This is a genomic window from Nocardioides pantholopis, assembly GCF_003710085.1.
GTDB classification, from domain to species: Bacteria; Actinomycetota; Actinomycetes; order Propionibacteriales; family Nocardioidaceae; genus Nocardioides; species Nocardioides pantholopis.
This window is the reverse complement of the sequence record NZ_CP033324.1, coordinates 2,344,914-2,371,526: the sequence shown is the minus strand read 5'-3', so window position 1 is coordinate 2,371,526 and position 26,613 is coordinate 2,344,914. Positions and strand designations below refer to the sequence as shown.

The window sequence follows — 26,613 nt, the reverse complement described above, 5'->3', positions numbered from 1 at the left end:
ATACCAGTTGAATCAGATTCCGTTCAATCGAATCGAGAGTCGAAAACGTGACGATGCCGAGAGGGGCCGACGTGACCGAGGCCTTGCCCGCCGAGACGACTCGGCCGAGCAGAGACGACGTACCGCGGCCGGACAAGATCGCGATGGAGTCGGTGTCGTACAGCTACCGGCGCAAGGGGCGCGAGGACGTCGTCGCCCTCGACCAGGTCGACCTGACGGTCGGCAAGGGGGAGTTCCTCTCGGTCGTCGGCCCGTCGGGCTGCGGCAAGTCCACGCTGCTGCGGGTGATCGCTGGTCTCCAGCAGCCCACCGGCGGCGCCGTGCGGATCCAGCACGACGACCCGAGCCGTCCGCTGGTGGCGCCGGTCTTCCAGGAGTACTCGATCTTCCCGTGGCGGACCGTGGAGGCCAATGTCCGACTCGGGCTCGACGCTGCCGGCGTGAACCGCGGCGAGGCCCGGTCCCGGTCCCAGGAGTGGATCGAGCGGGTCGGGCTCGCCGGGTTCGAGAAGTCGCTGCCGGGCAACCTCTCCGGCGGCATGAAGCAGCGCGTCGCCCTGGCCCGGGCGTTCGTCGTCGAGCCGGAGATCCTGCTGATGGACGAGCCGTTCGCCGCGCTCGACGCCCAGCTGCGGAAGGTGCTCCAGGAGGAGCTGCTGGCGATCGTCCGCGAGCGCAACTACACGGTCTTCTTCGTCACGCACAACCTCGACGAGGCCATCTTGCTGTCGAACCGGATCGCGCTGATGTCGGCCCGTCCGGGCAAGGTGAAGCGGGTCATCGACGTCCCCTTCGGCCAGCCCCGTACGGCGGAGCTACGCAAGGCGCCCGAGTTCACCCAGCTCGAGGAGGACCTGTGGGCCGACCTTCGCGGCGAGGTCGTCGAGACGACGAGAGGCACGCGATGACGATGCAAGCAGACCGGTCCACCCCGGCCGCCAACGGCACCTGGGTCGAGCGTCGGCCGGATCCCAGGCAGCGCTCGACGGTGAAGCAGGCGCGGCGGGACACCCGTCTCCGGATCGTCCTGGCCCTGCTGATCCCCGTCGGCATGCTGGTCTCCTGGGAGCTCTCGGCGCGAGCCGGCTGGATCGACGCGAGGTTCTTCAGCCAGCCGTCGGCGGTCGCCGACAAGGCGGGGGAGGACATCCGCAGCGGACTCCTCTGGGGCGAGATGCAGATCACGATCTTCCGGCTGCTGACCGGCTACCTGGTCGGCTCCGTGGCCGGCATCCTGGCCGGGCTCATGATGAGCCAGATCCGGTTGCTGCGGTGGCTGTTCGAGCCCATCATCCGGGCCCTGTACGTCATCCCGAAGCTGGCCCTGCTGCCGCTCTTCCTGCTGATCTTCGGGCTCGGCGAGGTGCCCAAGCTGGTGTTCATCTCGCTCGGCACCTTCTACATCGTCGCCTTCACCACGCTCTCCGCCGCCCTGATGATCCCGACTGCGTACCACGAGGTCGCGCGGTCCTACGGCCTGTCGAGCGGGCAGCGCTTCCGCTGGATGGTCCTGCCGGCGATCACGCCGCAGATCGTCGCCAGCCTCAAGCTGGCGTCGGGCACCGCCATGCTGCTCGTCATTGCGGTCGAGTTCGTGAACGCCCACGAGGGCCTCGGCTACTACACCTGGCACGCGTGGCAGATCTTCGTGCCCGACCGGATGTACGTCGGAGTCGTGACCGTCTCCATCGTCGGGGTCGTCTTCAGCTCCCTGGTGGGCCTGCTCGGCTCCCGACTCGTCCGCTGGGCCGACAACGAGTACGGCCAGACCCGCTGACCCAGCCCTCCCCCCCGTCCCGCGGTGAACTCGCGCCTCCTGGGCGCCGAGGCAGACCGTGCACTCCAGAAATGAGAAGGCAACCGACTCGATGACAACCATGCAGACGCCGGCAGCGCCGGCCCAGGTCGACGCAGCCGCGCTCGAGGAGCTGCGCTCGGTCGCCCGTCAGGTCGCCGAGAAGCGCTACGCCCCGAACGTCGAGAAGTGGGACCGCGAGCGCACCGTGATCACCCATGAGGAGCGGCGCTACCTGGCCTCCCTCGGCTGGCTCGGCATCGCCCTGCCCGAGGAGTACGGCGGCTCCGGCGGCACGTTCGCCGAGGCGCTGACCGTCGTCGAGGAGCTCGCCAAGATCTGGCCGCCCGTGGCCTTCCAGGTCTTCGAGGCCAACGTCGGCCCCGCCCAGCACCTCGCCCGCCTCGGCACGGCCGAGCAGAAGCAGCGCTTCCTGCCCGGCGTGATCACCGGGGAGAACGCCATGGCGGTCGGGATCTCCGAGCCCGACGCCGGCTCGGCGGCCACCGACATGGTGACCCGCGCCGAGATCCGGGGCGACACGGTGGTGGTCCGCGGCCTCAAACGCTGGATCTCCAACGGCGGCGACGCCGACCGCTACCTCGTCTACTGCCGGATGAACGACACCCCGGGTGCTCGCGGCATCGGCGCGGTGATCGTCGAGGCGGACCGCAAGGGCGTCTCCTTCGGCGCCCGCGAGCGGCTGATGGGCTTCCGCGGGCTGCCGTCGGCGGACGTCATCCTCGACGACGTCGAGGTCCCGGTCGAGAACATCGTGGTCCGCCCGCCGGACGGGTTCCGTCAGCTGTTCTCGATGTTCTCCATCGAGCGGCTCGGGAACACGACCATGAGCCTGGCCCTCGGCCAGGCCGCCCTCGACAAGTCCGTCGCCTACGTCCAGGAGCGCGAGCAGTTCGGGCGACCGATCGCGGAGTTCCAGGCCGTGCAGCTGAGCCTCGCCGACATGCTGATGCAGATCGACTCCGCGCGGATGCTGCGCGACCGGGCGGTCGCGGAGCTCGACGCGGGCGAGCCGAACACCCTGCACGTCTCGCTCGCGAAGTGCGCAGCCAACGAGATGGCCAAGCGGGTCACCGACCTCGCCATGATGCTGCACGGCGCGAACGGCTACACCGAGGAGTACGGCCTCGAGCGGATGCACCGCGACGCCCACGGCTGGGCCCTGGCCGGCGGCACGCCCAACATCCAGCGCACCCGGATCGCCTCGGAGATGCTCGGCCGCTCCTTCGACCAGCGCCCGGCGCGGAAGGGAGCCTGACATGGCGGAGCTCCGCAACGTCGTCATCGTCGACGGCTGCCGCACGCCGATGGGCAAGGGGAAGCCGGGCGGCGCGCTCAGCTCCCTGCATCCCGTCGAGCTGCTCGCGCAGACCCTGACCCACCTCGTGTCCCGCACCTCGATCGACCCCGGCATCGTCGGCGACGTCATCGTCGGCTGTGTCAGCCAGGCCGGCGAGCAGTCCGCGACCCCCGGTCGGATGGCGTGGCTGTCGGCCGGCTTCCCCGTGCACGTCCCGTCGACGACGGTGGAGCGCAAGTGCGGATCGGGGCAGCAGGCCATCGAGTTCGCCGCCCAGGGCATCGCCACCGGGCTCCACGACGTCGTGATCGCGGCGGGGGTGGAGTCGATGAGCCGGGTCCCGATGGGGATCGCCCGCATCGAGCAGGACCCGTGGGGTCCGGGGATCGCCAAGCGGTTCCGCCTCGTACCCCAGGGAGTGGCGGCCGAGCGCGTGGCGCACACCTGGGGGATCACCCGTGAGGAGCAGGACGGCTTCAGCGTGGACTCGCACCAGCGGGCCCTCCGGGCGGCCGAGTCCGGCGCCTTCGACTCCGAGATCGTCGCGGTGACCCTGCCGGACGGCACCAAGGTCACGCGGGACGAGACCATCCGGGCGAACACCTCGATGGCGGGGCTGGCCGGCCTCCGGGCGGTCTTCGAGTCCCAGGAGTACGCCGACCTGCTGCCCGGGCACGCCTGGTCGGTGACGGCTGGCAACAGCTCGCAGCTCACCGACGGGGCGGCCGCTGTGCTCCTGATGAGCGAGGAGCGCGCCGAGCAGCTCGGCCTGACCCCGCGGGCCCGGATCACCGGCTCCGCGGTCGTCGGCGAGGACCCCGAGATGATGCTGACCGGCCCCATCCCGGCCACCCGCAGGATCCTCGAGCGGACCGGCCTCGGCCTCGACGACTTCGACGCGTTCGAGGTCAACGAGGCGTTCGCGTCGGTCCCGTTGGCCTGGGCCAAGGAGTTCGGCGTCGACTTCACCCGGATCAACCCGCGCGGCGGGGCGATCGCCCTGGGCCACCCCCTCGGCGCCTCCGGGTGCCGGATCTTCGTCACCCTGCTCAACCACCTCGAGCAGACCGGTGGCACCCGCGGCCTGCAGACCATGTGCGAGGCCGGCGGCCTCGCCAACGCAACGGTGCTGGAGCGGATCGCCTGACGGCGGTCGGCTCCACATCTCGGAACTAGAAGGGCACACAGATGGATATCCGCGGCAAAGCGGCACTGGTCACCGGAGCGGCGTCGGGACTCGGTCGCGCCACCGCCGAGCGGTTGATCGAGGACGGCGCGCACGTCGTGCTGGTGGACCTCCCGACCAGCGACGGTGAGCTGGTCGCCAAGCAGCTGGGCGACCGCGCGCGGTTCGTCGCAGCCGACGTGACCGACAGCGAGCAGGTGGCGGCGGCCGTCAGCGCCGCGACGGAGCTGGGCGAGCTGCGCGCGCTGGTGCACTGCGCCGGCCGCGGCGGTCCGGTCCGCGTCGTCGAGAGGGATGGCACGCCCGGCTCGCTCGAGGCGTTCGAGGGCGTCATCCGCACCAACCTGATCGGCACCTTCAACGTGCTCCGGCACGCGGCAGCGGCGATGGTCGCGCTGCCGGACCTCCCGGACGGCGAGCGCGGGGCCTGTGTCCTGACCGCGTCGGTCGCCGCGTGGGAGGGCCAGATCGGCCAGCTCCCGTACGCCGCATCCAAGGCCGGCGTCGTGGGGATGACCATCGTCGCGGCGCGCGACCTGGCCCGGAACCACGTCCGGGTGTGCACGATCGCCCCGGGGCTCTTCGACACCCCGATCCTGGCCCGGGTGCCCGAGGACGTCCGCGACCGGCTGGCCGCCTCCGTCCCGCACCCGGCCCGGCTGGGCGAGGCGGGCGAGTTCGCCTCGCTGGCGGCCCACGTCCTGTCCAACCCAATGCTGAACGGCGAGACGATCCGCCTCGACGGCGCCATCCGCATGGCCCCGCGATGACCCGCGGACCCGAGCTGAACGGCACCCCCGCCACCCCCCTCCACCCTGCTGAAAGGGACCAGATGAGCGTCGACGCCTCTCTTCCGACGACCGATGCCGGTGACCTCACCGAGGAGCCGATGTTCGACATCGCTCGGGACGTGTGGGACCCCGCTGGTCTCGATCCCGAGATCAGCTGGGACGGCCTGTGGGCCGAGCTGACCCCGCGCCAGCGCGAGATCCGGGAGCTCGCCCGGGAGGTCGCCGTCACCGAGCTGCGCCCGATGGCCAGCCACTGGGACGAGTCCGAGGAGTTCCCCCGGCGTACCTTCGACGCGGTCCTGGAGACCGGGCTGGTCGGGCTCACGATCCCGCGGGAGTACGGCGGCCAGGGTGAGTCGCTCCTGGAGGGCTGCATCGTCGTCGAGGAGCTGGCTCGGGCGTGCCTGAGCACCGCGATGACGGTCCAGCCGTTCCTCAACGGCCCGTGGCGCGCGATCCACGTCCTCGGCACCGAGGAGATGAAGCAGCGGCTGCTGCCCGGCGTCGCCGCGGGCACCAACCACTTCGCGATCGCGATGAGCGAGCCGGCCGCCGGCAGCGCCGGCACCGACCTCCGCGCCACCCTGACGCCCGACGGCGACGGGTTCCGGCTGACCGGCACGAAGTGCTGGATCACCGGCGGCCGCGAGGCCGACACGATCATCGTCTTCGCCCGCCTGGCCGGGACCACCGGCCCGTACGGCATCGGCGCGGTCATCATCACCGGCCATCCCGAGGGGATGGGGGAGTTCCACGTCGACCCGAAGATGGGCATCCGCGGCGTGGGCGAGTCGATGGTGCACTTCGAGGACGTCCGGATCGCGGCCGAGGACGTCCTGATCCTCCCCGAGGTCGGCTCCAAGCGCGGGACCAGCATCCTGGTCAACCAGTTCAACCCCGAGCGCTGCGGCAACGCCGCGATGTGCACCGGGCTGGCCCAGGCCGCCCTGGACGCGAGCATCGGCCACCTCAACGCCCGCCAGCAGTTCGGCCGACCGCTCGCCGAGTACCAGGGTCTGCAGTGGAAGATCGCCGACATGGCGATGGACGTCCACATCTCGCGGATGCTGCTGTGGCGTGCGGCCCGCTCCAGCGCCGACGGGTTCCCGGACCAGGGCGACACCCTGCGGGCCAAGCTGTTCAGCAGCGAGGCCGTCCAGCGGGTCACCAACGAGGCCATCCAGATCCACGGCGCCCGCGGCTACTCGCGGCGGTGGCCGGTGGAGCGGTACTTCCGCGACGGTCGCGGCCTGGCCATGGGCGGCGGCACCGCCGAGGTGATGCGCAACATGCTCGGCTCCCAGCTCCTGGGCGTCAGTGGCAGCCAGCGGCGGCGATGACGGTGGACCTCGGACGAGAGGTCTACGAGCCCGAGCACCAGGACTTCGCCGCGACCGTCGGCGCCTTCCTCCGCACGGAGGTGGCGCCGCGGGTCGCCGAGTTCGAGGCGGCCGGGATGGTGGACCGCGAGGTCTACCGGGCCGCCGGCGAGCTCGGCCTGGTCGGGCTCCAGATCCCCGAGGAGTACGGCGGCGGCGGCCAGGACGGCTTCCTGTTCAACTGCGTGGTGACCGAGCAGGTCGCCTACGAGCGGGTCACGATGGGCTCGCTGCGGGTGCACACCGACGTCGTCACGCCGTACGTGCTCTCGCTGGCGACCGAGGAGCAGCGCCGGCGGTGGCTGCCGGGCATGGCCTCCGGCGAGCTGATGACGTCGATCGCGATGACCGAGCCCGGCGCCGGGTCGGACCTGGCGGGGATGCGCAGCACGCTGCGCCGCGACGGCACCGACTGGATCCTCAACGGGGCCAAGACCTTCATCACCGGCGGTGCCCAGAGCGACCTGATGTTGGTGGTGGCCCGGTCCGCGACGTCGGAGAACCGGCGCAGTGGGCTCACGATCGTGGTCGTCGAGGCCACGATGCCGGGCTTCACCCGGGGCGCCAAGCTGGAGAAGCTCGGACTGAGGGCGCAGGACACCACGGAGCTGTTCTTCGACGACGTCCGGATCCCCGCGGAGAACGTGCTCGGCGTCGAGGGCGAGGCGTTCGGCTACCTCTCCTCGCACCTGGCCCAGGAGCGGCTCTCGATCGCCGTCAACTCGCAGGCCCAGGCGGTCGCGGCCCTGGACCTGACCTGTGGCTACGTCCGGGACCGGACCGTGTTCGGCCAGCAGCTCGGCGGGTTCCAGAACACCAAGTTCGTGCTCGCCGAGCAGGCCACCCAGATCGCGGCCGGCCAGGCGCTTGTCGACCAGGCCATGTCCCGCCACGAGCGCGGGGAGCTGAGCCCGGTGGCCGCGGCCCAGGTGAAGCTGTTCTGCACCGAGCTGCACGGCCGGGTGGCGGACGCCTGCCTGCAGCTCCACGGCGGCTACGGCTACGTCTGGGAGCAGGACATCTGCCGGATGTACGCCGACGCGCGGGTGGCCCGGATCTACGGCGGCACCAGCGAGGTGATGAAGGGCATCGTCGCCCGGTCGCTGTCGCTGACCTGAGCGACGTACGACGGGGCGCCGTCGCCGACTTCCCCCGGGGAGCGGCGGCGGCGCCAACTTGTCGTGCCTGTGCTCGTGAGGCTCAGGCCTCGCGGATCGGCGCCGGCCGTCCCAGCCGCTGGCTCATCAGCTCGGCCTCGGCCAGCACGGCCTCGATCACGCCGTCGCGGATGTTGTCGATGCGCGCGGTCGGGATGGACACGCCGAGCGCCCCGACGACGACACCGGTGGCGTCGAAGACCGGTGCCGCACAGCCCCACAGCTCCGGCCACCGGACTCCGGGACCGGAGGCGTAGCCGTTCGCCCGGATGTCGGCCAGCTTCTGTGCGACCTGGCTGGGGTCGCGCTTGTCGTCGGCCGCGGCCTGCTCCTCGATGGCCCGCTCGGCGTAGGACCAGTCGAGCTGGGCCAGCACCGCCTGGCCGGTGCTGACCGCGAGCAGGCCGTAGCGCTGCCCGAGACGGACATGGGCGCGGACCGGCTTGATGGGCTCGGAGTGGGCGGCGTAGGTGACGGCGCCCTGCTCGTAGACCGCGTAGACCGCCGTCTCGTCGAGCTTGGCGGTGAGGCGGTCGGTGTGCTCGCGGGCGACGCCGAAGATGCCCACCGAGGCGTTGACCGCGCACCCCAGGCGCCACACGAGCATGGTGCCGCGCCAGGTCCGGTCGGCCTCCTGGGCGACGTACCCCTCGTCGGCCATCAGCCGGAGGATCCGGAGCAGGGTGGGTGGCGCGAGCGCGGTGCGTTCGCTCAGTGCCTTCAGCGTCTGTGGACCGTGGTCGCACACGGCCTCGAGCACCCGCAGCGTCCGCGCTATCGATCCCTCAGCCACAGGACCCACTCCCTCCGTCACGGCCGGTGCCGCAAAGAAGAGAACACTAGCACCGATTCCGGTGAGTCGAACTAGATTACGACCTCGTCGTACCGGCCAGTAGTGAGGCGAGCGCCTGGCGGTGGTGGGCAGCGGTGCCCAGGAGACGCGACGCCATCGTGCACCGCTTGAAGTAGTGGTGCAGATCGTGCTCCCAGGTGAAGCCGATGCCGCCGTGCAGCTGGAGCGCGGTGGCCGCGATCTCCTCGGCGGCCTCCGCGGTCCAGGCCTTGGTCGTCGCGACGGCGCTCGCCCGGGCCACCGGATCGGAGTCGTTCTCGAGGACGTCGGCCAGCTCGAGGACCATCGACCGGATCGACTCCACCTTCATCAGCATCGTGGCGCAGTGGTGCTTCACGGCCTGGCGGGCCGCGATGGGCATGCCGAACTGCACCCGCTGTCCGGCGTACTCGACGGTCGTGTCGAGGAGCCAGCCGACCAGGCCCAGGACGGTCGCGCTGTGCAGCGCGACCGCCAGCTCGCCGGTGGCCGCCACCGCGGCGGTCACCGTGGCGGCGTCGGCGGGCAGCAACTCGGCCGGCCGGTCGGTGAGGCGCACCCGAGCCAGCGGCTGGGTCCCGTCGAGGGTTTCCAGCACCGTCACCTCGGCGCCGGGGAGCGGGATCAGGACAGCCCGCGGGCCGGCGGGCTGCTCGACCAGGGCGACCACCGCAGCGGCGGCGTCGGCGTCGGGGACGAACGGCAGCACGCCGCTCACCCGGCCCTCGACCAGCGAGAGCGGAGCCGCCGACCAGAGCCCGTCGGCGCCCAGCAGGCCGATGGTGACGAGGCCGTCGGGCGTCCCGCCGGCGCCGGCGACCAGGGAAGCGCCGAGGGACGCGGCCAGGTAGGGGAGCGGGGCGGCCCGGCGACCGAGCGCCTCGGCGACCAGGCAGGCGGTGAGCAGGTCGCCCGCCTCGGCCGGCTCGAGCACCCCGGCGGCGGTGAGCTCCGACCAGAGGTCGCGGTCGTGGGTGCGGCGACCGACGGCGTGCCGCATCGGGGCCAACGGGTCGCGCTTCTCGAGCAGGGCCGCCACGGTGTCGGCGAAGTCCTGCTGCTCGGACGACGGCAGCTTCATGAGGTCCCTCCTCGGGAGTCGAGGAACTCGCGCCAGGCCACCTTGCGGCTGGGGTCGGCGCCCCGTGGCATCCCGAGCCCGCGTTCAGCGATCTGGTCGCGCAGCACCTCGGAGGTGCCACCGGCGATGGTCTTGGGCTGCACCCGCAGGAACGCCCAGGCGTCGTAGGCGCGGGCCCGGTCACCCGGGTCGTGGGCGAGGGTCGACAGCGCGCCGCCCTCGAGGATCGCCCGCTGCAGCCGCTTGGTGTGCTCGGCCTGGAGCACCTTGTTGTACGGCGTCCCGCCGGCGACGGGGGGCAGCCCGGTGGCCCGGTGGATCGCGTTGCGGCGGTTGTTGAGGGCGATCGCCTGCGACTCGACGTACAGCCGGACGATCGCGTCGGCGCGCACGGGGTCGGCGCCGGGCAGCTGCTCGGTGACCAGCTCGTCGATGGTGCGGCCGACGACCGAGCCGGGAGTCGCCGCCCCGGCCCCGGAGCCGGCGATCCGCTCGAGGGCGAGCACGGCCCGGACGACCTCCCAGCCCTGGCCGGGGTCGCCGAGCCGGTAGCGGTCGGGGACGACGACGTCGTCCAGCGTGACCTCGAAGAACTCCGCGTCGCCGGTCATCTGCAGGATGGGCCGGACCAGGATCCCCGGCGAGGAGAGGTCGACCAGGAAGCAGGTCAGGCCGGCGTGCTTCGGCACCGAGGCGTCCGTGCGGGCGACCGCGAGGCCCCAGCCCGCCCGGTCGGCGCGGCTGGTCCAGACCTTGCGGCCGTCCAGGTGCCACTGGTCGCCGTCGCGGCGGCCCCGGGTGCGGACCGAGGCCAGGTCGGAGCCGGCCTCGGGCTCGCTGAACAGCTGACACCACAGCACCTCGTTGCGGGCGATGCCGGGCAGCAGCTCACCGGCGACGGGTCCGTCGGCGAACCTCAGGATCGCCGGACCCACCCAGCCGGTGCCGATCGCACTCTCGACGGTGCCGACCCGCCAGCGGGCCAGGGTCCGTCGTACGTCGACCGCCTCGTCGGCGCCGAGCGCGCGACCGCCGAGCTCGTGGGGCCACTCGGGCACCAGCCAGCCGTCGGCAGCCACGGTCCGGACCAGGACGGCGACGGTCCCCGGCGCCAGGTCGGCCAGGTAGTCGCCCAGCGCGTCCCGGTCCTCGGCGTCGACCAGGTCGACCCAGGCCGCGGGGAGGACGGTGCGCAGCAGCTCCTCGAGCTGTGCCGCCGCGCTCACCGGACCACCCGGGCGTCCAGCGCGACGATCCCGCCGTCGACGACGCCCAGCGGGTTGCACTCGACCAGTGCGGCCCCGGTGCGGCCGGCGAGCGTCACGAGCGCGAAGGCGGCATCGGCCAGGCCGGCCGCGAGGTCGTCGTACCGATCCGGGACCCGGGCGAAGAGGTCGGCGCGGAGCCGGGCGGCAAAATGGTCCCGGCCGAGGGCAGCCGGCATCGCGACCGTGCGGTCGAGCAGCTCCACGTGCGCGCCACCGAGTCCCGCCGACACGACGAGCCCCCACTGGGGGTCGCGCCGGACGCCGGCGAAGAGCTCCAGGGAGGCGCGGAGCTGGCGGGCCACGATCAGCGTCGGTCCGGCGGCCAGCAGCTGGTCGGCGGTCGCCGCGGCGGTGGCCGCGGTGACGTCGAGCCGGACGCCGCCCGCGCGGGCCTTGTGCACCCCCGCGCCGACATCCGACTTGAGCACGACCGGCCAGCCCAGCTGCTCGCCCCGGGCGACGACCTCGGCCACCGTCGCCGCGGCCGCCCAGGGGGCCACCTCGACGCCGGCGTCCGCGACCAGGGTGAGGCTCTCCGAGGCCGTGGGGTCGCCGGCCAGGAGCCGGTCCAGCGTGTCGGCATCCGGCGCCACGGCGGCCAGGGAGGGGTGAGCGGACGGTGCGCAGGCGGCCAGCACCCGGCACGCGGAGTCCAGATCGGGCAGGACCACCTGACCGGCCTCGATCCGCGGCCGGACCGTGCCCGGCTCGCGGTCGAGCGTCGCCACGACGGTCGGGAGGTGCGCGGTCGTCGTGGCGCCGGCGGCCAGCGCCTGGGTCTCGCGGCCGATGACCACGAGCAGGTCGATCTCGCCGCTGTCGCGCAGCGTGGTGCAGACCTTCTCCAGGGTGGCGTCGTCGCCGATCGTCTGGGCGGTCACGTCGACCGGGTTGCGCGGCGACGCGATCGGGGGCAGGTGGGCCATCAGCTGCTGCTGCAGCTCGCTGCTCAGGACGGGGACGTAGAGGCCGGCGTTGCTCAGCAGGTCCGCGGCCACGACGCCGGCGCCGCCCGAGCCGGTGACGATGCCGGCGCGCCGCCCTTCGCCCCGGCCCATCAGGGACAGCCCGAGGCCGGCCAGGACGAGCTCGCGGTCGGAGCCGACCAGGACGGCGCCGTACGCCTCGAACAGGGCGCGGGTCACGGCGGTGTCGGTGCTCACCGCCGCGGTGTGCGAGGCCGCGGCTGTCGAGCCCGCCTCGGACAGGCCGCCGAGCAGGCAGACCACGGGGACCTCGCGCTGCTGGGCGTCGGCGAGGAGGGCGTGCAGGTTGGCGGCGTCGCGGATGCCCTCCAGGTAGAGCAGCAGCACGCGGGGGGTTGCGGCGGCGAGCACGCCGCGGGCGAGGGTGCAGGCGTCGAGCTGCGCCTCGTTGCCGGTGCCGATGAAGCCGTCGAGGTGGAAGCCGTAGCGGGCGGCCGCGGTGACGACCCGGGCGCCGAAGGCCCCGCTCTGCGAGACCAGGAACGCGCCGCTGCCGCCCCGGCACTCGGTGAGGCTGTCGAACGCCTGGGCGAAGGTCAGCAGCGCGCGGTCCGGGGCGTGGTAGAGACCGACGGTGTTCGGGCCGAGGAGGATCGTGCCCTTCGTGGTGGTCAGGGCCGTGCCCCCGGTCTCCTCGAAGCCCGAGGCGAACACGATCGCGTACTTCGCTCGTCCGTCGATCCGGTCGAGCACGACCTGGGTCGCGGCCGCTGGGACGCCGAGCAGCGCCACGTCCACGTCGCGGTCGAGGCCCGCACGCGGCTCCGGGGTCAGGATCTCCCCGGCGTACCCCGCGTCGGCGAGGTGGCGGAGCGTCCGGCTGCCCAGCCCGTTCTCGCGTGAGGTGCCGCCGATGACGGCGACGCTTGTCGGCGAGAGCAGCGGACCCAGGTCGGGGACGGTCATCGTCACGGTCAGCGCAGCTCGGCCGGAAGCTGCTGGTGCTTGGTGGTGGCCCACTCCGGCGGCCGCTTCTCCTTGAACGCGGCGATGCCGCGCAGCGTCTCGCCGAGGGTCCGGATCCAGGTCAGGGTCCGGCGCTCGCGGTTGTACGCCGCCACGCGGTCGTGGGTCTCGAGGAATTCATACATCAGCCGCTTGGTCGCCACCATCGACGCCGGTGCGCACTTCTCGGCCATGTCGGCGGCCAGGTCCACGGCCACCTTCAGGACCTCCTCGGGGGCGACCACGTGGGTGGCCAGGCCGAGCCGCTCGAACTCGGTGCCGTCGATGGTCCGACCGGTCAGCAGCAGGTCCATGGCCACGCCGAAGCCGACCAGGCGGGGGAGCAGCCAGGTCGAGCCGCGGTCGGGCATGATCCCGACCCGGTTGAACGAGAACGCCAGGCGCGCCGAGTCGGCGACCACCCGGATGTCGGCCTGCATGGCCCAGGTGAGGCTGACCCCGATGGCGTCGCCGTTGATGGCGGCGACGATCGGGGTGTTCAGGTTCCACGGAGCCTTCTCGGGCTCGCTGAGGGTCTCGACGCCGTGCGTGCGCTCGTCGCGCCAGTTCATGTCGAGGTCCGCACCGACGCCGAAGTGCTTCCCGCGACCGGTGACGACGATGACCGCGACCGACTCATCGGCGTCGAACGCGACCAGCTCCTCCTGCAGCTGCAGCGCCATCAGCGGGGTGTAGGAGTTGCGGCGGTCCGGGCGGTCCAGGAAGACCAGGCCGACCCGGCCCTGCTTCTCGGCGGTGACGTGACGCTCAGTCATGAAGGCTCCGTAGGACGTGCGGGGGAGGTCGGAGTGACCACTCTCACTGCTGGCGACCCCCCAGCGCAAAGACATGGTTCACGCACCATCCATCGATGGTTCCTATGGGACGTATCCTCCCGGGCATGGACCTCCGGTCGCTGCGCTACTTCGCCGCCGTGGTCGCCGAGGGCGGGATCACCCAGGCGGCCGAGGCGCTCTACGTCAGCCAACCCTCGCTCTCCCAGGCCATGCGTCAGCTGGAGGAGAGCCTCGGCGTCCCGCTGCTGGACCGGAGTGGCCGGCGAGCGGTGCCGACCGCCGAGGGCCTTCGGCTGCACGCGCTGGCCCGGCAGGTCCTGGCCGAGGCGGACGCGGCCGCGGAGCGGGTGCGCCAGGTGGCCGCGGTCGAGGTCGGGCGGCTGGTGCTCGCGACCTCCTCGACGCTTTCGGTCCACCCGCTGACCGAGCTGGTCGCGGAGCTGCGACGGCGCCACCACGGGCTGGAGGTGCAGATCCAGGACGGCGCGACGCCCGCCGGGGTGCTGGACCTGCTGCGTGCGGGGGATGCGGAGGTGGGCGTCGTCGACGGCCCGGCGCCGGAAGCGGAGTGGTCGACCCAGGAGCTCACCCCGGAGGAGGTCGTCCTGGCGGTGATGCCGCGCGAGGGCGCACCACTGCCCGACCCGGTTCCGCGCGGTGGGGTTGCAGCCCTCGACCTCGGGGTCGCCGTACCGGACCTCGAGGCTGCCGGCCCGGTCGCCGAGGCCGTCTCGGCGATGGGCGGACGGGTGCGGGCGCGGTGCGCCCATCGGGCGATGCTCTGGGAGCTGGTCCGGCACGCGAGCGTGGCGGCGTTCATCGGACGACGTACGGCGGAGCTGGTCCTGCCCGGGGTGCCGCTGCACTCCCTGGAGCCTCCGCTGTGGCGGCACCCGGTCCTGGTCTGGCGTCCGGAGGCCCTCTCATCCGCGGGCAGTGCGCTCCTGGCCGTGGTCGGCGAGCGCGGCATCGACGAACGAGCGCGCGAGGGGTGAGAGCGCTTCGGCGTCGTACACGAGGCCGACGCGCTGGTCGTACGACGGGGAGAGGTCACGGACCGGGGCGCCGGCGTCCCTCGCCTCGGCGGCCAGCCGCGGCCCGACGATCGTGGCGCCGACTCCGGCGAGCATGAGCGAGGTGCGGGCCTCGCGCTGGTCGGCGACCACGGCCACGGTGAGCGGGGTGCGGGTCGTGGCGCGCTCCAGGGCCGAGTGCCGGCCGGGTGCGACGAGCAGCATCGGGACACCGGCCAGCTCGCCCATGCTGACCGATTCCTGGGCCGATTCCTGTGTGGGGGGCTCGGTGCCCGGGGGAAACGCGACCTGCCACCCCCAGGCGCCGATCTCGATCTGCTCGAGCCGCTCGTCGGTCGGCACCGCCAGGGGCAGCCGGGTGCAGACGACCTCGGCCGTGCCGTTGAGCAGCACCTCGACGGCCGACTCCTCCCGGGCGAGGTCGTGGACCTGGACGGTGCGGCCCGGGGCGCTGTCCAGCCATCGGGCCACCTGATCGGAGAGCGGGCCGCTGACCACGGTGGAGAGGGCGGCCAGCTCCAGGCGTCCGCGCTGCCCCGTCGAGGAGAGCAGCTCGGCCGCCTGGTCGCAGTCACGCAGGATGCGGCGCGCCGAGCCGACCAGGGCGCGGCCGGCCGGCGTCGGCGTCATGCCGCGGCCGACCCGGTGGAACAGCTGCGCGCCCAGGTCGTGCTCGAGGCTGCGGATCGCGGCGGAGACCGTCGACTGTCGCACGCCCAGCCGGGCCGCCGCGGCGGTGGCGCTGCCGGTGTCGCGGACGGTCAGGAACGCCCGAAGCTGGTGCACCTCCATGGGTCGACCCTAGAGGGGGTCAGCGACCTGACCAGCGCGCCGGGCGCTTCTCGGCGAACGCCCGGGCGCCCTCCTGGGCGTCCTCCGAGGCGAACACCTCGTCGACCAGGGGGCGCTGGCTGTCGAACCGGTCCGCGGGTGCCCAGCCACGGGACTCGACCAGGATCCGCTTGCTGGCCGCCACCGCGAGCGGGCCGTTGACCGCGATCCGCTCGGCGAGCTGGAGGGCGGCGTCGAGGGTCTCCCCGTCGTCGGTGAGCTGGCTGACGAGACCGAGCTGGTGCAGGCGCTCGGCGCCGATGGGGTCGCCGGTCAGGGCGAGCTCCATCGCCACCGCCTCGGGGAGGCGATCGGGCAGCCGGAACAGCCCGCCCGCAGCGGCCACCAGCCCGCGCTTCACCTCCGGGATGCCGAAGCGCGCGGTGCGCGAGGCCACCACGAGGTCACACGCGAGCACGAGCTCGAAGCCGCCGGCGAGGGCCCAGCCCTCGACGGCGGCGATCAGCGGCTTGCGGGGCGGCCGCTGGGTGATCCCGCCGAAGCCTCGCCCCGGGACGCTCGGCCGTTCACCGCGGAGGAACCCCTTCAGGTCCATGCCGGCGCAGAAGCTGCCGCCGGTGCCGGTGAGCACGGCTGCGGCCAGGTCGTCGCTGCCGTCGAGCCGGTCGAGGGCGGCGGCGAGAAGCTCTGACATCGTGCGGGTCATCGCGTTCTTGGCCTGGGGTCGGTTCAGGGTCAGCACCAGGACGGAGCCGCGCTGTTCCACGAGCACCTCAGGCGCGGTCTCGGGGGCGGGGGAGTCGGTCATGGAAGTCCTCCAAGCGAGTGGGACCGCGGGGTGGCGGAGATCAGCGCGACGCTAGCACTGGTTTCGGTGAACGGAACTTGGTTCGGCTCAACTGAATCTTGAGTCTGGAAAGGCTTGACAGTCGGGTGACTGCCATCACACAGTTGCACTCAACGGAATTCGATTCCGCTCCAGGTAAAGCCGCACTGTGGCTTTCACTCACTCTCCCGAGGAGATCCCGACCGCATGAACCGACAGTTTGCCCGGCCGCTCGGCGGCCTCCTCGCCGTGCTCGCCATCACCTCAGCTCTGACGGCCTGTAACTCTGACGCGGGCGGGGGCGACAGCGACGCCGGCTCCAAGGCGGCCGACGAGATCTGCCCCACCGCCGAGACCAAGGGCACGATCAAGATCGGGATGAGCGCACCCCTGGCGGTGTTCGCGCCCCTGCTCGTCGGGATCGAGACCGGAGCGTTCGAGGACGCCGGCATCGACGTCCAGATCGAGCCGCTCCCGAGCGCCGAGTCGCTCCCGCTGGTCGCTCGGGGCCAGCTCGACGCGCAGATGACGTCGCTGTCCTCGTCGCACTTCAACACCCTCGCCGACGAGGTCGACGTGAAGTGGATCCTCCCGATGGACAACCAGGCGGAGCTGCCCGCGGGCACGCCGGTGCCGGGCTACTGGTCCCACGTCGACGTGGTCGGTGACGGCGACGAGCCGGACCTGGCCGCCCTCAAGGGCGCCGAGGTCAGCACCCCCACGGGTGGCTCCGGGATCAGCGGGCTGATCCTGGACAACGCCCTGGCCGAGGTCGACCTCGGTCTGGGCGACGTGAACCTCACCGCGCCGCTCGTCGGCCCCGACGCCCTCAACGCCCTCGCCAACGGCGCCGTGTCGGCGGCCTGGATCTCTGCCCCGCTCGAGGTGGAGGCCGCGAAGAACCCCGACCTCGTCCCGATCGCCGGCTACGAGCCGGGGGTGACCGGCACCGCGATCATGGCCGGCCGCACGCTGCTGGACCAGCCGGAGCTGGCGGTCAAGTTCGCTGCGGTGCTGAGCAAGGTCACCGAGGAGCACCTGGCGGGTGACTACCGGAAGAACCCCGAGACGGTGGCGCTGCTCGCGAAGGCGGAGGAGGTCGAGGAGTCGGTCATCGAGAACTCCGCGCTGCTGGTCTTCAGCCCGGAGTTCTCGATGGAGGGCACCGAGGACTTCGCCTCCGCGCTGCAGGAGTTCGCCATGGAGCGCGGCGAGCTGGAGTACGACGAGGCGCTCGACCCGGCCGGCCTGATGGACACCCGCATCACCGAGGCGCTCGCCACCTGTGACGACGTCCTCAGCTGACCGAGCCCGGTCCGCCAGCGTGCCTGACTCCGGTCTGCTCGCTGGCGTCCGGGTCGTCGAGGTCGGCGGGATCGGCCCGGTCCCGCACGCCGGGATGCTCCTGGCCTCGCTCGGGGCGGACGTCGTCCGTGTCGAGCGGGCCGGGGACCCGGACGCGCTGCGATCCTGGGACGCCACTCGCCGGGGCCGCACCGTGGTCCAGGCCGACCTCAAGGACCCGGCCCAGGTCGAGCAGGTGCGCAGCCTCGCCGACCAGGCTGACGTCCTGGTCGAGGGGTTCCGGCCGGGCGTCGCCGAGCGGCTCGGGCTCGGCCCCGACGTGCTGCGCGGCCGCAACCCGGGCCTGGTCTACGCCCGGATGACGGGCTGGGGCCAGGACGGTCCGTGGGCCGACCGGGCCGGCCACGACATCAACTACCTGGGGCTCACGGGCGCCCTGCACGCCATCGGCGAGGAGCGGCCGGTCCCGCCGCTCAACCTGGTCGGCGACTTCGGGGGCGGGTCGCTGTACCTGGCGCTGGGCATCGCGGCCGCGCTCACCCGGCGGGCCCGGACCGGCGTCGGCTGCGAGCTCGACACGGCGATCGTCGACGGCGCCAGCAGCCTGATGCAGCTGATCTGGTCGCTGCGGGCCGAGGGCCGATGGCAGGACCAGCGGAGCAGCAACCTGCTGGACGGCGGCACGCCGTACTACCGCACGTACCGCTGCGCCGACGGCGGCTGGATGGCAGTAGGGGCGCTGGAGCCGGCCTTCTACGCCCAGCTGCTCGCCGGCCTGGGACTGGATCCCGCAGCAGTGCCCGACCGCGACGACACGACGCAATGGGCGCGCCTGACCAAGGTGCTCGAGGATGCCTTCTCGGCCGAGTCGCGCACGCACTGGGAGCAGGTCTTCGAGGGCACCGACGCCTGCACGACCCCGGTGCTGTCGATGGCCGAGGCGCCGCACCATCCCCACCTCGCCGCTCGCGGCGTGCTGCGCGAGGACCCGGACGGGGTGCTCGTAGGCGTCGCGCCGCGGGAGGGACGTCGACCCGCGACCCACCTGGACCGCTCCACCGGCTCCACGCTCGAAGGAGCGGCGCAGCGGTGGACCACACCGATTGCACCTGACGGAGGAGACGGCTCATGAGGTTCGGAATGCCCATCGGCTACGCGGGCGGGTTCAAGGAGTCGGTCGACGGCCTGCGGGCTCTCGAGGACGCCGGACTCGACGTCGTCACGATGCCGGAGGCCTACACCTTCGATGCGGTCAGCCAGCTCGGCTACATCGCTGCCCGTACCTCGCGCATCGGGCTGGCCACGTCGATCCTCAACGTCTACTCGCGAACCCCGGCGCTGCTGGCGATGACCGCGGCCGGCCTGGACTACGTCTCGGACGGCCGGTTCTCGCTCGGCATCGGCTCGAGCGGCCCGCAGGTCGTCGAGGGGTTCCACGGGGTCCCGTTCGATGCCCCGCTCGGCCGCACCCGGGAGATCGTCGACATCTGCCGGCAGGCCTGGCGGCGCGAGAAGATCGAGCACCACGGTCGCTACTTCGACGTACCGCTCACGCAGGCTCGCGGAGGCAGCGGCCTGGGCAAGGCGCTGAAGCTGATCAACCCGCCGGTCCGCGGGTCGATCCCGCTGACCCTGGCCGCGCTGGGGCCCAAGAACGTCGCGCTCGCCGCCGAGCTCTTCGAGTCCTGGCAGCCGATCTTCTTTCTGCCGGAGCTGGCGCAGGAGGCGTTCGGCGACTCCCTGGCCGAGGGCCGCGCCAAGCGCGACCCGGCACTTCCAGACCTCCAGGTCATCGCCGACTCGCGGCTGTTCCTCAGCACGGACGAGGAGGAACTGGAGAGGGCACGCGACAGCGCCCGTAGCTCACTCGCGCTGTACATCGGCGGCATGGGCGCCCGCGGCCGCAACTTCTACCACCAGCTCGCCGGGCGCCTCGGCTTCGCCGAGGAGGCCGACCGAATCCAGGACCTGTTCCTCTCCGGTGCCAAGGACGAGGCGGCGCGAGCCGTCCCGGACGCCCTGGTCAACGGCATCTCCCTGATCGGCACGCCTGACCATGTGGCGGATCGGCTGACGGCGTTCGCGGCCGCCGGAGTCTCGCAGCTGAACCTGTCGCCGGTCTCGCGCGACAACGATGTACGGCTGAAGCACTTCACCGAGCTGCGGGTGATCGCCGACCAGGTGGCGCCCGCGCTCGGGACCTGACCGGCCGCCATCGTGCCTGAGCCCGGGGGCGTGGGTCGGTTGGCTCGTCACCCTTGAGGCTCCGCGGCTGCGCAGTGTCGAGACCGGAGCGACCAGGAGCCAGCCAGTCTTGGGGCCCAACGAACTCTGACGGCATCGCGTGTGGGAGCTCCCAGGTGATGGCCGTGGCGCCCACCGACATGGCTGCGGGACCGTCCGGGCCCGAGGAGCACGGACAGCCCTGTGCCGCACTCGCCGCCTAGGCGTCGGTGGAGCAGGGCAGTAGGACGGGTGCTGCTGCCTTTGAGGAAGCGCTGCTCGGGCATGGACCGCGGTCTGTGCGAGGGGCCAGTGCTGACATCAAGAGCCGCCTCCGATACGTCGATTACGAGGTGCTCATGAAGCGGTCGTGAATGTGGCCCTCGAAACAGAAAAAGGCCCCCGAGGGGCCTATTTTCAATCGAACCTGGTGGGCGATACTGGGTTTGAACCAGTGACCTCTTCCGTGTCAAGGAAGCGCGCTACCGCTGCGCCAATCGCCCGGGTCTTAAATTTTGGTTCAGAGGTGGGTACGGGATTTGAACCCGTGTAGACGGATTTGCAGTCCGTTGCCTCGCCTCTCGGCCAACCCACCGTGCAGGCCCTCCATGGAAGGACCCCGGTGGAAAGACCTCTGCGAGCGGACGACGAGGCTCGAACTCGCGACCTCAACCTTGGCAAGGTTGCGCTCTACCAACTGAGCTACGTCCGCTTGCGCTCCTCGGGCCAGGCCCTCGGTGCGAAAGGAACATTAGCCCATGCCTGGGGGGCTGCAAAATCAGGGTCCGGACGGCGCGGCGCGCGGGGTGCTGCGGACCTAGGGTTGGCCCTGTGCCGACGTACGTGTCACCCGGCGAGGGGCTCTTCGAGTCGGTCCGGGTCGTGGCGGGCCGGACGTTCGCGCTCGAGCGGCACCTGGAGCGGATGCGCCGCAGCGCCGCGGCGCTCGGGATGCCGCCCGTCCCCGCCTCCGAGGTACGCCGTGCGGCGGCCGCCGCGCTGGCCGCGCGGCCCGGGCTCCCGCACGGGCGGCTGCGGCTCACCTGGGCCGGCTCGGGAACGCCGGGGGAGTGCGACCTCGGCGTCCGGCTGGACCCGGTGGCGCCCCGGGAGGGCCCGGAGACCGTCGTGACCCTGGACGTGCCCGTCGACGAGCGGCACCCCCTCGCGGGCCACAAGGCCACGGCGTACCTCGACCACGTGCTGGCGCTCGCCGCCGCCCGGGAGCGCGGCGCAGGGGAGGGCATTCGGGGCAACACCTCCGGCGACCTGTGCGAGGCGACCGCCGCCAACGTCTTCCACGTCCTCGACGGGCGCCTGTGCACGCCCACGCTCGCCAGCGGCGCCCTGCCGGGCGTCACCCGCTCGCTGGTCCTGGACTGGTGCGAGGTGGTCGAGGTCGACGTCGCGCTGCGTGAGGTCGCCGAGCGCGCCAGTGAGGTGTTCCTGACCTCCGCCACCCGCGGGGTGCAGCCCGTCTCGCGCTGGGACGACCGGACCCTTCCGGCCCCGGGGCCGCTGACCCGACAGGTCCAGGAGAAGTGGGAACGGCGGGTCCCAGAGCTGCTGTGGCCTGCCGAGTGTGAGTCGCCGCGAGAGATGCGCTAGAGTCTCCGACCGCACCACAAGGGCGATTGGCGCAGTGGTAGCGCGCTTCGTTCACACCGAAGAGGTCACTGGTTCGAACCCAGTATCGCCCACCCCGTTTCCGCAGGTCAGAGGCCTGTATTTATCCGCTTCTCCGCGGGGAATAACTAGGGAACAGTGCCGATCCGTCTTGCGAGCGCCGCTTCGAGGGGTCCGGCTGTCCCTGCGGTGTGAGCGCCTCTGGCAGCGCACCGTTGGTGCGCGCACAGAGGTCGTGCGCCGCGACCGAGATCGACGAGGTGTACGACGCCGCGGCGGCCAAAATCTGCTGGGCCACACCGCGCAACTGGGTGTGATCCTATTGCCGTCCAAGGCAGCGTGGCGGTTTACCGGATCTGGCGCCCCTCTGTGTCAAGGGCTGCTTGGTGCGAGGGTCTTCCGGCGATCTGGTTGGCGGCGTAGCGTCGGTTTCGCGGGTCCGGGAAGTGGCTAATCCGAAGTGTCGATTCGCGGGGGTAGGTCGGCCGCGCCGGATTCTTGAGTCGCCCCGCTGTGCCCTCCCGGGCCCGCCCCAGCCACTGGCCTCGCGGCGGCAGTGTCGGCCACGAGCTGGCGGTAGACGACGTCGGACAGACGCCGCTTGAGACACCGCAGGGGCGCATCTCCGGTTGGTCGGGGAAGTCGAGTTTGAGTCTGCCAGCGATCTGTTCGGGACTCTCGCGTCGCTGCAGTCGAGTCGCGACCTCGCGCCGTAGCGCCAGGTTGGTGGCCAGCTTCGAGCTCCGTCGCGCGCGTCGACCCCGGTCCGCCGAGGATTGGGCAACCGAGGCCTTGTAGCCCCTGGTGCCGGTGCCGCGCTTGAGATCGCGGCTGACCGTGGATGGATCCCGCCCGACGTCGACACGCCCAAACCCGGCACGTCACCGCGACGGCGAACCCGTCGGCGGCAAGCTCACGAACGAGCCGGAACCCTATTTTGGGAGCACGTTCTCCCGCGCGACCGTTAGTCTGCGCACCAGAAAGATCTGGAGCGCGAGCCGGTGGACGCCCGCCCACGGACGGAGACGGTGATCCTGAAACAGCTGCTGGGTAGACGTCGAGAGTACGAGGCGGTGAGGCTGCTCCTCGACTGCGCTCACGGCCAGAGCGGTGTTCTCGTGCTGCGCGGGGAGGCCGGCATCGGCAAGACGGCGATCCTCGAGCTGGCCCGCGATCTCGGTGCTGAGCAGTTCCAGGTGGTGTCCGCGAGCGGGGTGGAGTCCGAGACCGAGTTCGCGTTCGCGGGGTTGCACCAGTTGTGTGCTCCACTGCTGCGCCACGCGGACATCCTCTCCGATCCGCAGCGCGAGGCGCTCCTCGTGGCCCTCGGGCGGCAGACCGGCCCCGCCCCCGACCTGTTCCTGGTCGGTCTCGCCGTCCTCAACCTCTGGTCCGATGCCGCGGACGAGCAGCCGCTGCTGTGCGTCGTCGACGACGTGCAGTGGTTCGACCAGGCCTCGGCCCAGGTCCTGGCCTTCGTGGCGCGTCGGTTGTCCGCCGAGCGAGTGGCGTTGCTGTTCGGCCGCCGCGAGACCGAAGGGGACAATCACGATCTTTTCCGGGGTCTGGCGGAGATCCACGTGGGACGGCTCTCCGATGCGGAGTCGCGCCAGCTCCTGGAGACGGTCACCAACGTGACGATGGACAAGAGCGTGCGCGATCAGATCATCGCGGAGGCGCGCGGCAATCCGCTGGCCCTGCTGGAGCTGCCCCGCAGCGCGCGACCCGAGCGGCTGGCCGGAGGCTATGCCTTGCCGTACGTCGCGGGTGTCCCGCGGCGCATCGAGGACAGCTTCCGGAGACGCTCCCGGGACCTTCCTCCCGACACGCAGGAGCTGCTGCTGATCGCGGCGGCCGAGCCCACCGGCGATCCGGCGCTGCTGGAGCGCGCCGCGGCCCGGTTGGATCTCGACGTCCAGGCAGCGGTGGCAGCCGAATCGGCCGGACTGTTGGAGATCGGCCCGGCCCGGGTGCGATTCGCCCATCCGCTCGTTCGATCGGCCGTGTACCAGGCGGCGAACCCCCAGGACCATCGACGGGTGCATCGCGCGTTGGCCGAGGCCACCGTAGCGTCCGATCCCGATCGCCGCGCCTGGCACCGTGCGCAGGCGGTGCAGGGGGTCGACGAGCAGGTCGCGGCCGAGCTCGAGGCGTCGGCCGTTCGCGCTCGATCCCGGGGTGGCTTGGCGGCGGCCGCGGCGTTCTTGCAGGGCGCGGCCGAGCTGACGCCGGATCCTGTGCTGCGCGCGAAGCGTTCGCTCGCCGCGGCACTCGCCAAGTACGAGGCCGGATCGTTCGACGAGGCCCGGCGACTGATCGGGGTTGCCGTCGACGTCAACCTGGAACCTCTCGACCGCGCTCGCGCCGTTCTTCTGCGCACCCGGATGGACTACCAGGAGGCCCGGCACAGCAGCCCGCCCAAGGCGTTGTTGGCGGTCGCCGCGGGGCTGGCTCCTCTCGACCCGGTGCTCTCCCGTGAGACGTACCTCGACGCGTTGGACGGAGCGATCGTCACCGGTGGTGTGGAACCGGGATGGGGCCCGCGGGTCGCGGCCGAGGCGGCGTTGAATGCTCCACCTGCGCCGACGCCACCGCAGCTGGCGGACCTGCTGCTCGACGGGCTGACGACCATGTACACGCAAGGCTACGAAGCCAGCGTCCCCGAGCTCCGCAGGGCACTGGATGCGATGGTCGCGCTCGAGCCGAGTGCCGATCTGGACGGCAGCCGCCGCTGGCTGGGGTTGGCCAGCCGGACGGCCATCGCGTTGTTCGACGACGACCTCGTCAACGCGCTGGCCGACCGGCACGTGGCGCTCGCCCGCGAGGCGGGCGCGCTGGCGACGTTGCCGACTGCCCTGCTCATCCAGTCGCTCATGGCGGTGCTCTCCGGTGATCTGGCCCGCGCCGAACTGGTGGCGGGCCAGACCTCGATCCTGGCGCCGTCGCGAGCCCTGCCGCAGCTGCACGCCCATCTGATCCTCGCCGCGTGGCGCGGGGCCACCGAGGAGGCGTCCGAGCTCCGAGCGAGCTTGGAGCGAGGGTCCGAAGGCCCCGCTCAGCGCACCGAGCGCCTCATGACCACGTACGCCATGTCGGTACTGCACAACGGCCACCGAGACTATGCGGCGGCACTCGAGGTGGCATTGCAGTCCTTCCAGGCCTCCGAGCTGTCCCACGGCAGTCTGCCCCACACCGAGCTCGTCGAGGCCGCGTGCCGCCAGGGCCGGCCAGAGCTCGCCGCCGAGGCGCTGGCTGAGCTCACCGCGCGCGCTCAGGCCAGCGGCACCTCGTGGGGCCTGGGGTTGGCGGCTCGCTCGCGGGCGCTCGTCAGCAGCGGATCGGAGGCCGAGGCGCTCTATCGAGAGGCGATCGAGCACCTGGCCAAGCCGCGGACGGCCGGCCACCTCGCTCGCGCCCATCTGCTCTACGGGGAGTGGCTGCGTCGGGAGGGTCGCCGTCAGGACGCGCGCGAGCAGCTGCGCACGGCTCACAGGATGCTCGCGGAGATGGGTGCCGCGGGGTTTGCCGAGCGGGCCGCGCGCGAGTTGCGGGCCACGGGCGAGCACCCGCGCCGGCGCGACGCCCAGGCGGCGGATGCGCTCACCGAGCAGGAGCTTCAGGTCGCCCGACTCGTGGCCACGGGTGCGACCTCGAAGGAGGTCGGTGCGGCGCTGTTCCTCAGCCCGCGCACGATCGAGGCCCACCTGCGCAACATCTTCCGCAAGCTCGGCATCACGTCGCGCCGCCAGCTCGCCGAGGTGAAGCTGAGCTGACCCGTGGCGCCGGTGCGGCCCCGTGAGGACCTCGGCACTACGTAGGGGGTTACCTAGGCCGACGATGGCCTAGGTAACTAGGACAGGGACTTCTGAACCGCCCCGGAGATTCCGGAGGCTGAATTTTGTGGCTCAGCCGGTTGGCGTGAGCTCGTTTCTTGCAGCGTAGTGAAGTTCCTCGGCGGCAGTATCGCCCACCTCGAGAACAGGCTCCGAACTGCAGAAAGTGCAGCTCGGAGGCTGTTTCGATTTCGCCTCACGCCCGCCCTCATGCCCTGCTCAGGGGCGGCGACAGCCGCGAGCGTTCCTCAGTCGTCGCGGCTCACGGCATGACCCGGGCGTCGCGGTACTGCTGGGCGTACTCGAAGAACGTCGCCCGGCTGTCGCGGGTCGCGGAGAACCCGGCGGCGCGGCTCTTGTTCATGTCGGTGACGACCTCGATCTCGCGGCCGAGGTCGGCGTCGGAGTGCCACCAGGACGCGACACGGGACAGGTCGGGCTCGACGAGGTCGTGCTTGGCCGCCAGCTCCCGCCACACCGGCTCCATGCCTGCCATCGAGGCCTCCAGCGTGCGCGGCGCGCCGGCGTACCCCTCCCACTCCAGGTCGAACCAGGCAGCGATCTGGGGCCACAGCCAGCGCCACCGGAAGACGTCGCCGTTGACGGTGTTGAACGCTTGGTTCCGACCCGCCGGCGTCCGCGCCGCCCAGGTCATCTGCTCGGCGAGGAGTCCCGCGTCGGTGACGTCGGTCAGCCCGTTCCACTGCTTCTCCGAGCCGGGGAAGACGAAGGGCAGGTTCTTCTCGCGGCACAGTGAGGCGTAGGCGCACAGCGTGGCCACCATGTTCATGGCGTTGCCGGTGGCGAACCCGAACACCGTGTGGGAGCGGTGCACGCTCCAGGTGAATCCGTCGCGCTCGGCGGCCGCGAAGAGCTCGTCCTCCTGCGCGTAGTAGAAGTTGGGGTAGGGCAGCCGCTCCTCGTCCTCGTGGAAGGGCGTGTCGGGCATGTCGCCCTGGCCGTAGGCCTCGAAGGGCCCGAGGTAGTGCTTGAGTCCCGTCATCAGCGCGACGTGCTTCAGCGATCGGGCCGGGGACAGTGCTGCGAGGAGGTCACGTACGGCGCCGCCGTTCACGCGGATGTTCTCCGCCTCGGTCTCCATCCGGGTCCACGCCGTGATGGCCACGAACTCCGGCGCCACGTCCGCCAGCGCCTCGGCCAGCCCTGCGGGGTCGCCGAGGTCGGCGCGGACGGGGCGTACGTCGGGATGGGGCTTGGCCCCGCTGCGGGAGAGGCCGTAGGTCTCCCAGCCGTCCTCGACGAGTCGCCGAGCGACGGACTGCCCCACGATTCCGGTGGCTCCGACGACCAGGGCGCGGCCGGGGGAGACGGGCGATGACTCGGACATGGATGTCCTCTCGGTGTTCGAAACTGCTGGATTGCGGGGAGGTGGCGTGACACTCCGTGTCGCGCCACTCCACGCCAGAACGCGGCGG

21 protein-coding genes and 4 tRNA genes are annotated in these 26,613 nt (G+C 71.9%); 14 read left to right on the top strand and 11 right to left on the bottom strand.

The annotated features are described in order from the left end of the window. Positions 1-53: 53 nt before the first annotated feature. From EBO35_RS11380 to EBO35_RS11350, 7 genes are all read left to right on the top strand, one after another. Positions 54-908 (top strand): ABC transporter ATP-binding protein, encoded by an 855-nt coding sequence (locus EBO35_RS11380; protein WP_241153987.1) that lies wholly within the window; start codon positions 54-56, stop codon positions 906-908. After that, entirely contained in the window at positions 905-1,777 is an 873-nt protein-coding gene (locus tag EBO35_RS11375; protein WP_122817809.1) for an ABC transporter permease, read from the top strand. Before EBO35_RS11380 ends, EBO35_RS11375 begins: the two co-directional genes overlap by 4 nt. A 91-nt stretch (positions 1,778-1,868) precedes the next feature. After that, a complete protein-coding gene (locus tag EBO35_RS11370) occupies positions 1,869-3,074 on the top strand; it encodes an acyl-CoA dehydrogenase family protein (protein ID WP_122817808.1) in 1,206 nt (401 codons plus the stop codon). Position 3,075: 1 nt separating this feature from the next. Next, a complete protein-coding gene (locus tag EBO35_RS11365) occupies positions 3,076-4,263 on the top strand; it encodes a thiolase family protein (RefSeq protein ID WP_122817807.1) in 1,188 nt (395 codons plus the stop codon). A gap of 41 nt (positions 4,264-4,304) precedes the next feature. After that, positions 4,305-5,072 carry an SDR family NAD(P)-dependent oxidoreductase gene (locus EBO35_RS11360; RefSeq protein WP_122817806.1) on the top strand — a complete coding sequence of 256 codons (768 nt, stop codon included), beginning with the start codon at positions 4,305-4,307 and terminating at the stop codon, positions 5,070-5,072. Positions 5,073-5,134: 62 nt separating this feature from the next. Beyond that, positions 5,135-6,433, top strand: coding sequence for an acyl-CoA dehydrogenase family protein (locus EBO35_RS11355; RefSeq protein WP_206422541.1), 1,299 nt, complete (start codon positions 5,135-5,137; stop codon positions 6,431-6,433). 2 nt (positions 6,434-6,435) lie between these two features. Then, complete coding sequence (locus EBO35_RS11350) at positions 6,436-7,590, top strand: acyl-CoA dehydrogenase family protein (protein WP_241153661.1); 1,155 nt, start codon at positions 6,436-6,438, stop codon at positions 7,588-7,590. A gap of 82 nt (positions 7,591-7,672) precedes the next feature. On the opposite strand, the gene EBO35_RS11345 is transcribed toward EBO35_RS11350, so the two are convergent. From EBO35_RS11345 to EBO35_RS11325, 5 genes are all read right to left on the bottom strand, one after another. Beyond that, positions 7,673-8,422, bottom strand: coding sequence for an IclR family transcriptional regulator (locus EBO35_RS11345; RefSeq protein ID WP_164477928.1), 750 nt, complete (start codon positions 8,420-8,422; stop codon positions 7,673-7,675). 76 nt (positions 8,423-8,498) lie between these two features. Beyond that, positions 8,499-9,542: an acyl-CoA dehydrogenase family protein gene (locus EBO35_RS11340; RefSeq protein ID WP_122817803.1), complete on the bottom strand. Its 1,044-nt coding sequence runs from the start codon at positions 9,540-9,542 to the stop codon at positions 8,499-8,501. Continuing rightward, entirely contained in the window at positions 9,539-10,768 is a 1,230-nt protein-coding gene (locus tag EBO35_RS11335) for an acyl-CoA dehydrogenase family protein (RefSeq protein WP_122817802.1), read from the bottom strand. The genes EBO35_RS11340 and EBO35_RS11335 overlap by 4 nt, the downstream gene beginning before the upstream one ends. After that, positions 10,765-12,702, bottom strand: a complete 1,938-nt coding sequence (locus tag EBO35_RS11330) for an acetate--CoA ligase family protein (RefSeq protein WP_241153986.1) — start codon at positions 12,700-12,702, stop codon at positions 10,765-10,767. Before EBO35_RS11330 ends, EBO35_RS11335 begins: the two co-directional genes overlap by 4 nt. A gap of 8 nt (positions 12,703-12,710) precedes the next feature. Next, a complete protein-coding gene (locus EBO35_RS11325) occupies positions 12,711-13,517 on the bottom strand; it encodes an enoyl-CoA hydratase/isomerase family protein (protein ID WP_164477927.1) in 807 nt (268 codons plus the stop codon). 125 nt (positions 13,518-13,642) lie between these two features. On the opposite strand from EBO35_RS11325, the gene EBO35_RS11320 reads away from it, so the two are divergent. Then, positions 13,643-14,533 carry a LysR family transcriptional regulator gene (locus tag EBO35_RS11320; RefSeq protein ID WP_164477926.1) on the top strand — a complete coding sequence of 297 codons (891 nt, stop codon included), beginning with the start codon at positions 13,643-13,645 and terminating at the stop codon, positions 14,531-14,533. Here the strand turns inward: EBO35_RS11320 and EBO35_RS11315 are convergent. Further along, positions 14,462-15,364, bottom strand: a complete 903-nt coding sequence (locus tag EBO35_RS11315; protein WP_122817798.1) for a LysR family transcriptional regulator — start codon at positions 15,362-15,364, stop codon at positions 14,462-14,464. The two genes, EBO35_RS11320 and EBO35_RS11315, sit on opposite strands and share 72 nt — an antisense overlap. Before the next feature lie 19 nt (positions 15,365-15,383). Further along, positions 15,384-16,172, bottom strand: a complete 789-nt coding sequence (locus tag EBO35_RS11310; RefSeq protein WP_122817797.1) for a crotonase/enoyl-CoA hydratase family protein — start codon at positions 16,170-16,172, stop codon at positions 15,384-15,386. Positions 16,173-16,397: 225 nt separating this feature from the next. Between EBO35_RS11310 and EBO35_RS11305 the strand changes: the two genes are divergently transcribed. From EBO35_RS11305 to EBO35_RS11295, 3 genes are read left to right on the top strand one after another with little or no spacing between them, the layout of a single operon-like run. Then, entirely contained in the window at positions 16,398-17,495 is a 1,098-nt protein-coding gene (locus EBO35_RS11305; protein WP_122817796.1) for an ABC transporter substrate-binding protein, read from the top strand. A 19-nt stretch (positions 17,496-17,514) separates the two neighbouring features. Beyond that, positions 17,515-18,627 (top strand): CaiB/BaiF CoA transferase family protein, encoded by a 1,113-nt coding sequence (locus tag EBO35_RS11300; protein WP_122817795.1) that lies wholly within the window; start codon positions 17,515-17,517, stop codon positions 18,625-18,627. Beyond that, on the top strand, positions 18,624-19,700 hold the full coding sequence (locus EBO35_RS11295) for an LLM class F420-dependent oxidoreductase (protein WP_122817794.1): 1,077 nt from the start codon (positions 18,624-18,626) through the stop codon (positions 19,698-19,700). The genes EBO35_RS11300 and EBO35_RS11295 overlap by 4 nt, the downstream gene beginning before the upstream one ends. Positions 19,701-20,146: 446 nt before the next feature. Here EBO35_RS11295 and EBO35_RS11290 read toward each other — a convergent pair. From EBO35_RS11290 to EBO35_RS11280, 3 genes are all read right to left on the bottom strand, one after another. Then, positions 20,147-20,221, bottom strand: a tRNA-Val gene (locus EBO35_RS11290). 21 nt (positions 20,222-20,242) lie between these two features. After that, a tRNA-Cys gene (locus EBO35_RS11285) sits at positions 20,243-20,313 on the bottom strand. 44 nt (positions 20,314-20,357) lie between these two features. After that, positions 20,358-20,430, bottom strand: a tRNA-Gly gene (locus tag EBO35_RS11280). 119 nt (positions 20,431-20,549) lie between these two features. Here EBO35_RS11280 and EBO35_RS11275 point away from each other — a divergent pair. The 3 genes from EBO35_RS11275 to EBO35_RS11260 all read left to right on the top strand — a co-directional run bounded on the left by EBO35_RS11275 (position 20,550) and on the right by EBO35_RS11260 (position 25,117). Beyond that, positions 20,550-21,326: an aminotransferase class IV gene (locus EBO35_RS11275; protein WP_164477925.1), complete on the top strand. Its 777-nt coding sequence runs from the start codon at positions 20,550-20,552 to the stop codon at positions 21,324-21,326. Between the two features lie 20 nt (positions 21,327-21,346). Beyond that, positions 21,347-21,418 (top strand) — tRNA-Val (locus tag EBO35_RS11270). Between the two features lie 927 nt (positions 21,419-22,345). Beyond that, positions 22,346-25,117 carry an ATP-binding protein gene (locus EBO35_RS11260; RefSeq protein ID WP_317983481.1) on the top strand — a complete coding sequence of 924 codons (2,772 nt, stop codon included), beginning with the start codon at positions 22,346-22,348 and terminating at the stop codon, positions 25,115-25,117. 322 nt (positions 25,118-25,439) lie between these two features. Here EBO35_RS11260 and EBO35_RS11255 read toward each other — a convergent pair whose 3' ends face one another. After that, complete coding sequence (locus EBO35_RS11255) at positions 25,440-26,525, bottom strand: SDR family oxidoreductase (protein ID WP_122817792.1); 1,086 nt, start codon at positions 26,523-26,525, stop codon at positions 25,440-25,442. Positions 26,526-26,613 lie beyond the last annotated feature (88 nt).

What these genes read in the sequence shown, in the direction of transcription:
- EBO35_RS11380 (WP_241153987.1), top strand. Translation starts at nt 54, where the DNA reads ATGCCGAGAGGGGCCGACGTGACCGAGGCCTTGCCCGCCGAGACGACT.
- EBO35_RS11375 (WP_122817809.1), top strand. Translation starts at nt 905, where the DNA reads ATGACGATGCAAGCAGACCGGTCCACCCCGGCCGCCAACGGCACCTGG.
- EBO35_RS11370 (WP_122817808.1), top strand. Translation starts at nt 1,869, where the DNA reads ATGACAACCATGCAGACGCCGGCAGCGCCGGCCCAGGTCGACGCAGCC.
- EBO35_RS11365 (WP_122817807.1), top strand. Translation starts at nt 3,076, where the DNA reads ATGGCGGAGCTCCGCAACGTCGTCATCGTCGACGGCTGCCGCACGCCG.
- EBO35_RS11360 (WP_122817806.1), top strand. Translation starts at nt 4,305, where the DNA reads ATGGATATCCGCGGCAAAGCGGCACTGGTCACCGGAGCGGCGTCGGGA.
- EBO35_RS11355 (WP_206422541.1), top strand. Translation starts at nt 5,135, where the DNA reads ATGAGCGTCGACGCCTCTCTTCCGACGACCGATGCCGGTGACCTCACC.
- EBO35_RS11340 (WP_122817803.1), bottom strand. Translation starts at nt 9,542, where the DNA reads ATGAAGCTGCCGTCGTCCGAGCAGCAGGACTTCGCCGACACCGTGGCG.
- EBO35_RS11330 (WP_241153986.1), bottom strand. Translation starts at nt 12,702, where the DNA reads ATGACCGTCCCCGACCTGGGTCCGCTGCTCTCGCCGACAAGCGTCGCC.
- EBO35_RS11325 (WP_164477927.1), bottom strand. Translation starts at nt 13,517, where the DNA reads ATGACTGAGCGTCACGTCACCGCCGAGAAGCAGGGCCGGGTCGGCCTG.
- EBO35_RS11320 (WP_164477926.1), top strand. Translation starts at nt 13,643, where the DNA reads ATGGACCTCCGGTCGCTGCGCTACTTCGCCGCCGTGGTCGCCGAGGGC.
- EBO35_RS11315 (WP_122817798.1), bottom strand. Translation starts at nt 15,364, where the DNA reads ATGGAGGTGCACCAGCTTCGGGCGTTCCTGACCGTCCGCGACACCGGC.
- EBO35_RS11310 (WP_122817797.1), bottom strand. Translation starts at nt 16,172, where the DNA reads ATGACCGACTCCCCCGCCCCCGAGACCGCGCCTGAGGTGCTCGTGGAA.
- EBO35_RS11305 (WP_122817796.1), top strand. Translation starts at nt 16,398, where the DNA reads ATGAACCGACAGTTTGCCCGGCCGCTCGGCGGCCTCCTCGCCGTGCTC.
- EBO35_RS11295 (WP_122817794.1), top strand. Translation starts at nt 18,624, where the DNA reads ATGAGGTTCGGAATGCCCATCGGCTACGCGGGCGGGTTCAAGGAGTCG.
- EBO35_RS11255 (WP_122817792.1), bottom strand. Translation starts at nt 26,525, where the DNA reads ATGTCCGAGTCATCGCCCGTCTCCCCCGGCCGCGCCCTGGTCGTCGGA.